At 64.8% G+C, this 4945-nt stretch carries 4 protein-coding genes and 1 pseudogene; all 5 read right to left on the bottom strand.

Features of this window, described 5'->3' with window-relative positions; genetic code table 11:
• Nucleotides 1–431 (bottom strand): annotated as a pseudogene (locus EN742_RS24435) (thermonuclease family protein); the annotation flags it as partial.
• Nucleotides 432–1076 carry a helix-turn-helix transcriptional regulator gene (locus EN742_RS24430; protein ID WP_126056606.1) on the bottom strand — a complete coding sequence of 215 codons (645 nt, stop codon included), beginning with the start codon at nucleotides 1074–1076 and terminating at the stop codon, nucleotides 432–434.
• A gap of 95 nt (nucleotides 1077–1171) precedes the next feature.
• A complete protein-coding gene (locus tag EN742_RS24425) occupies nucleotides 1172–1714 on the bottom strand; it encodes a thioesterase family protein (RefSeq protein ID WP_126056607.1) in 543 nt (180 codons plus the stop codon).
• Nucleotides 1715–1726: 12 nt separating this feature from the next.
• Entirely contained in the window at nucleotides 1727–3946 is a 2220-nt protein-coding gene (locus EN742_RS24420) for a 3-hydroxyacyl-CoA dehydrogenase NAD-binding domain-containing protein (protein ID WP_128333377.1), read from the bottom strand.
• A gap of 14 nt (nucleotides 3947–3960) precedes the next feature.
• Nucleotides 3961–4945, bottom strand: a 985-nt coding sequence (locus EN742_RS24415; protein ID WP_128333376.1) for an acetyl-CoA C-acetyltransferase, incomplete at its 5' end; no start/stop codon positions are given.

Raw genomic sequence — 4945 nt, 5'->3', positions numbered from 1 at the left:
GAATAGCCCTTCGCCTCGATCAGCCCGGCGGCGGCGGCCACCGGCTGGAACAGCTTGGTCCCGTTCCAGTCGCCGGGCATTTTCCACCTGGGCGGCTTGGGCGGGCCTGCCAGCGCCAGGCCGCTCAGCGGCGCGCGCGGCTCGACACGCTCAAGCTCCCCGGAAGGGAGTTGAGGTGGCGCCACGACCTCGGGATCGATCGTCCTGGAATGGGCGGGAGGTTTCACCGGCTGCGGTGGCGGAAGGGCTGCCGTGGCCGGCGCTTCGGGCGGCATGTCGGCGCCCTGCTCGGCGGTGGTTTCGGCCACCGGATCAATGCGGTCCAGCGTGACGATGCTTTCACCGCCGTTCAGCGCGCGGCCTCCGGTGACGACGAGCGACGCCATCGCTGGTACAGCCGCAACAGCCACGGCAAGACGGAGCAGCCGCACTTACTGGCTTGCCCAGACGATACGCGCCACCCATTCGATGTCGCGCATCGGGATGTCCCGATCAGGATGATCAGGATTGAGGGAGACCAGCACGATCGACTTCACGGTCTGGCGAGCCAGCACCTTGGCCATCACCTCACCGGCAACGGTCTTGACGACGACGCGGTCGCCCTTGCGGGTGGCAGCGCCCGGCTCGACGATCAGCACGTCGCCGTTGCGGTAGAGCGGCAGCATGGAATCGCCCTGCACCTGCAGCGCATAGGAGCTTGCTGTCGCCCTGGCCGGCAATTCAACCAGATCCCAGCCCTGCCCCGCCGGATAGCCGGCATCGTCGAAGAAACCTCCGGCGCCGGCCTGGGCAAAGCCGAGCAGCGGCACGGCTGACCTGCGTGCCTGCGACGCCGGGATCGAGCCATCACCTTCCACCAGCCCGGTGAACTCCTCCAGCGAGGCGCCGGTGGCCTCGATGATCTTGGCCAGCGATTCGGTCGACGGCCAGCGTGGCCGCCCGTCCGAGGACAGGCGCTTCGACTTGTTGAAGGCGGTGGAGTCGAGACCGGCGCGCCTTGCCAGACCTGACGCCGACAGCGAATAACGCTCGGCGAGTGCGTCGATGGCGGCCCAGACACGGTCGTGCGAGAGCAATCGAGCTCTCCTTCAAAACAGGAAAAAATGCCTCTTCCTGTCTATCGCGCAACCGCCCCAATGTCCACCGAGGAAGTGCGCGGGATCGCCAACGATCACGCCTTCTTGGCAAGTTCCCGCAAATTCCGGTGCGACGCCATGAATGCCTGCTCGGCCTCGGTCGGGGGGCGCGGCTGAGCAGAACGGCCAAGTGCGATGACCACCTCGCCAATGTCGAGAAAGCGGCGGCCGCGGCGGTCGTAGACACCGCCGGTGGTCATGATTTGCGCGGCCGTTTCGCCACTATCGAGGACGAAGCGGTGCCTGCCGATGACCGAGGTGCCTTCCCAGGTCTCGATCGAGGACACCACCTCGAAGCGCCGCCACAGCCGGATCTCGCGCACATAGGCCACCTGCAGCCCGCCGATCATCGGCGCCCAGCCGTTCCTGCGCGCCAGCGCGATGAGGCCGGCGCGCAGGAAGATGTCGATGCGGCCGAGATCGGCCAGCATCATGTAGCGGGCGTTGTTGAGATGGTTGTTGAAATCGATGTCGGTCGGCAGGCATCGAAAGACCAGCCGGCTTTCACCGCCGACGAGGTACGGGCCACGGCTTCGCGCCGTGGCCATCATGCGCGCCATGCGCGCCCAGACATACATCGGCGTCGGCCGTCAGGCTGCCTGCTTGATCTCGCCCTTCTGGTAAGGGTCGAAACGCTGGTAGAAGGTCTCGCCCTTCTCCGCCATGTCGAGCAGCAGCTTCGGCGCCTTGAACTCGGCGCCGTACTTCTTCTGCAGGGCCTTGGCGATCTTGACGAACTGCTTGGCGCCAATACCGTCGATGTAGGACAGCGCGCCGCCGGTGAAGGGGGCGAAGCCGAAGGCGAGGATCGAGCCGACATCGGCCTCGCGCGGATCGGTGACGATGCCTTCCTCCATCACGCGAACCGCCTCGAGGGCGATGGTGACCAGCAGGCGCTGCTTCAGTTCCTCATAGTCGACCTTCTCCGGCTTGAGCTGTGGATAGAGGTCCTTGAGGCCAGGCCACAGCTTCTTCTTGGCAGGTTTGGCGGGATAGTCGTAAAAGCCCTTGCCGTTCTTGCGGCCGAAGCGGCCATGCGTGTCGACCATGGTGTTGATCAGCGCCATCTGCTTCGGATCGACGGCCTTCTCGCCGATATCCCTGATCGTCTGCTTCATGATCTTCTGGGCAAGGTCGATCGCCGTCTCGTCGGTCAGCGCCAGCGGACCGACCGGCATGCCGGCCGCCTTGGCGGCGTTCTCGATCATCGCCACCGGGACACCCTCGATCAGCATCTTGTAGGCTTCCGACATGTAGCGCAGCACGCAGCGATTGACGTAGAAGCCGCGCGTGTCGTTGACGACGATCGGCGTCTTCTTGATGGCGCGGACAAAATCGATGGCGGTCGCCAGCGCCTTGTCGCCGGTCTTCTTGCCGAGGATGATCTCGACAAGCATCATCTTGTCGACCGGCGAGAAGAAGTGGATGCCGACAAAATTCTTCGGTCGCGCCGAATTCTTCGCCAGCGAGGTGATCGGGATGGTCGAGGTGTTGGAGGCGAAGATCGCCGACGACTTCAGCACCGCTTCCGCCTTTTCGGTGGCGCTCTTCTTGACGGCGGAATCCTCGAACACGGCCTCGACCACCAGATCGCAGCCGGCGAGGTCGGCATAGTCGGCCGTCGGCGTGATCAGCGAAAGCAACTTGTCCTTCTCTTCCGGCTTGGCGCGGCCCTTCTTGACCTGATCAGAAATCAGGCTGTCGGAATGCGCCTTGCCCTTTTCTGCCGACTCCATGTCGCGGTCGAGCAGCACGACGGGAATGCCGGCCTTGGCCGTGACATAGGCGATGCCGGCGCCCATGAAGCCGGCGCCGAGGATGCCGATCTTCTTGAACTTGGTGTCCGGCACGCCGGCCGGGCGACGCGCGCCCTTGTTCAATTCCTGCAGCGAGACGAACAGCGAGCGGATCATCGCTGCCGCTTCGCTGGTCTGCATGATCTCGGTGAAGTAGCGCTGCTCGATCTTGAGCGCGGTGTCGAAGGGTACCAGGAGTCCCTCATAGACGCATTTCAGGATCGCGGCGGCGGCCGGATAGTTGCCGTAGGTCTCGCGACGCAGGATGGCGATGGCCGGCGGCCAGAGGTTGGCGCCCGCCGCCGAATAGACGGGGCCACCGGGCAGCTTGAAGCCTTTCTCGTCCCAAGGCGCCACCGGCTTCAGGCCGTTCTTGATCATCGCCTTGGCGGCCTCGACCAGCTTCGAAGGCTCGGCGATCTCGTGGATCAGGCCCATCGCCTTGGCCTTCTGCGGCGTGAGAGTCTGGCCGGTGGTCAGCATCTGCAGGGCCTGCTGCGGGTCGGTCAGCCGCGGCACGCGCTGGGTACCGCCGGCGCCCGGGAAGATGCCGATCTTCACTTCGGGAAGCGCCATCTTCACCTTGTCGGAATCGGCTGCGACGCGGCCATGGCAGGCGAGCGACAGTTCGAAGGCACCGCCCATGCAGGTGCCGTTGATCGCCGACACCCACGGCTTGCCCGAAGTCTCGACCTTACGGAACAGGCCGGTCATGACGCCCGCATTGTCGAACAGGGCCTTGGTCGCCTTGCCCAGATCCTTCGCCTTGTCGGCAGCGAAGGCGCCCAGCATCTTCTGCAGCAAGGTGATGTCGGCACCGCCGGAGAATGTATCCTTGCCGGAGGTGATGACCGCGCCCTTGATGGCCGCGTCGCCGGCGACATGGTCGACGATGGCGTTAAGCTCCCGCATCACCTCTTCGGTGAAGACGTTCATCGATCGATCCGGCATGTTCCAGGTGACCAGCGCAATGCCGTCGGCGTCGACGTCGAGGGTGAAATTGGTGTAGCTCATCTTCTCTCTCCCCGTCAGACGCGTTCGATGATGGTGGCGGTGCCCATGCCGGCGCCGATGCAGAGCGTGACCAGGGCGGTGTTCAGGTCACGGCGCTCGAGCTCGTCGAGCACGGTGCCGAAGATCATGGCGCCGGTGGCACCGAGCGGATGGCCCATGGCGATCGCGCCGCCATTGACGTTGATCTTGTCATGCGGGATCTCGAAGGCCTGCATGTAGCGCAGCACAACGGAAGCGAAAGCCTCGTTGAGCTCGAACAGGTCGATGTCCGACAGCTTCATCTTGGCGCGCTTGAGCAGCTTCTCGGTGACGTCGACCGGGCCGGTCAGCATCAGCACCGGCTCGGAGCCGATGTTGGCGAAGGCGCGGATGCGGGCGCGCGGCTTGATGCCCATCGCCTTGCCGGCCTTCTTGGAGCCGAGCAGGACGGCAGCGGCGCCATCGACGATGCCGGACGAGTTGCCGGCATGGTGGACGTGGTTGACCTCTTCGACTTCAGGGTGCTTTTGCACGGCAACCGCATCGAAGCCGCCCATTTCGCCGGGCATGACGAAGGACGGGTTGAGCGAGGCCAGCGACTGCATGTCGGTCGAGGGCCGCATGTGCTCGTCATGGTCGAGGATGGTCAGGCCGTTCTGATCCTTGATCGGGATAACGGAATTCTTGAAGCGGCCCTCGGACCAGGACTTGGCGGCGCGCTTCTGACTCTCGACGGCATAGGCGTCGACGTCGTCGCGGCTGAAACCATACTTGGTGGCGATCAGGTCGGCCGAAATGCCTTGCGGCACGAACCAGCCGGGCAGGCCGACGGATGGGTCCATGAACCAGGCGCCGCCCGACATGCCCATGCCGACGCGCGACATCGATTCGACGCCGCCGGCAATGACGAGCTCGTCCGCCCCTTGCGCGATCTTGGCGGCGCCGAAATTGATGGCGTCGAGACCGGAAGCGCAAAAGCGCGAGATCTGCATGCCCGGTGCCTTGGTGTCGTAGCCGGCC

The sequence above is a fragment of the Mesorhizobium sp. M4A.F.Ca.ET.020.02.1.1 genome (assembly GCF_004022645.1).
Lineage (GTDB): Bacteria > Pseudomonadota > Alphaproteobacteria > Rhizobiales > Rhizobiaceae > Mesorhizobium.
Note: the sequence above shows the minus strand (reverse complement) of the source record. Positions and strands in the feature narration are given on the sequence as shown.

What these genes read in the sequence shown, in the direction of transcription:
- EN742_RS24425 (WP_126056607.1), bottom strand. Translation starts at nt 1,714, where the DNA reads ATGTATGTCTGGGCGCGCATGGCGCGCATGATGGCCACGGCGCGAAGC.
- EN742_RS24420 (WP_128333377.1), bottom strand. Translation starts at nt 3,946, where the DNA reads ATGAGCTACACCAATTTCACCCTCGACGTCGACGCCGACGGCATTGCG.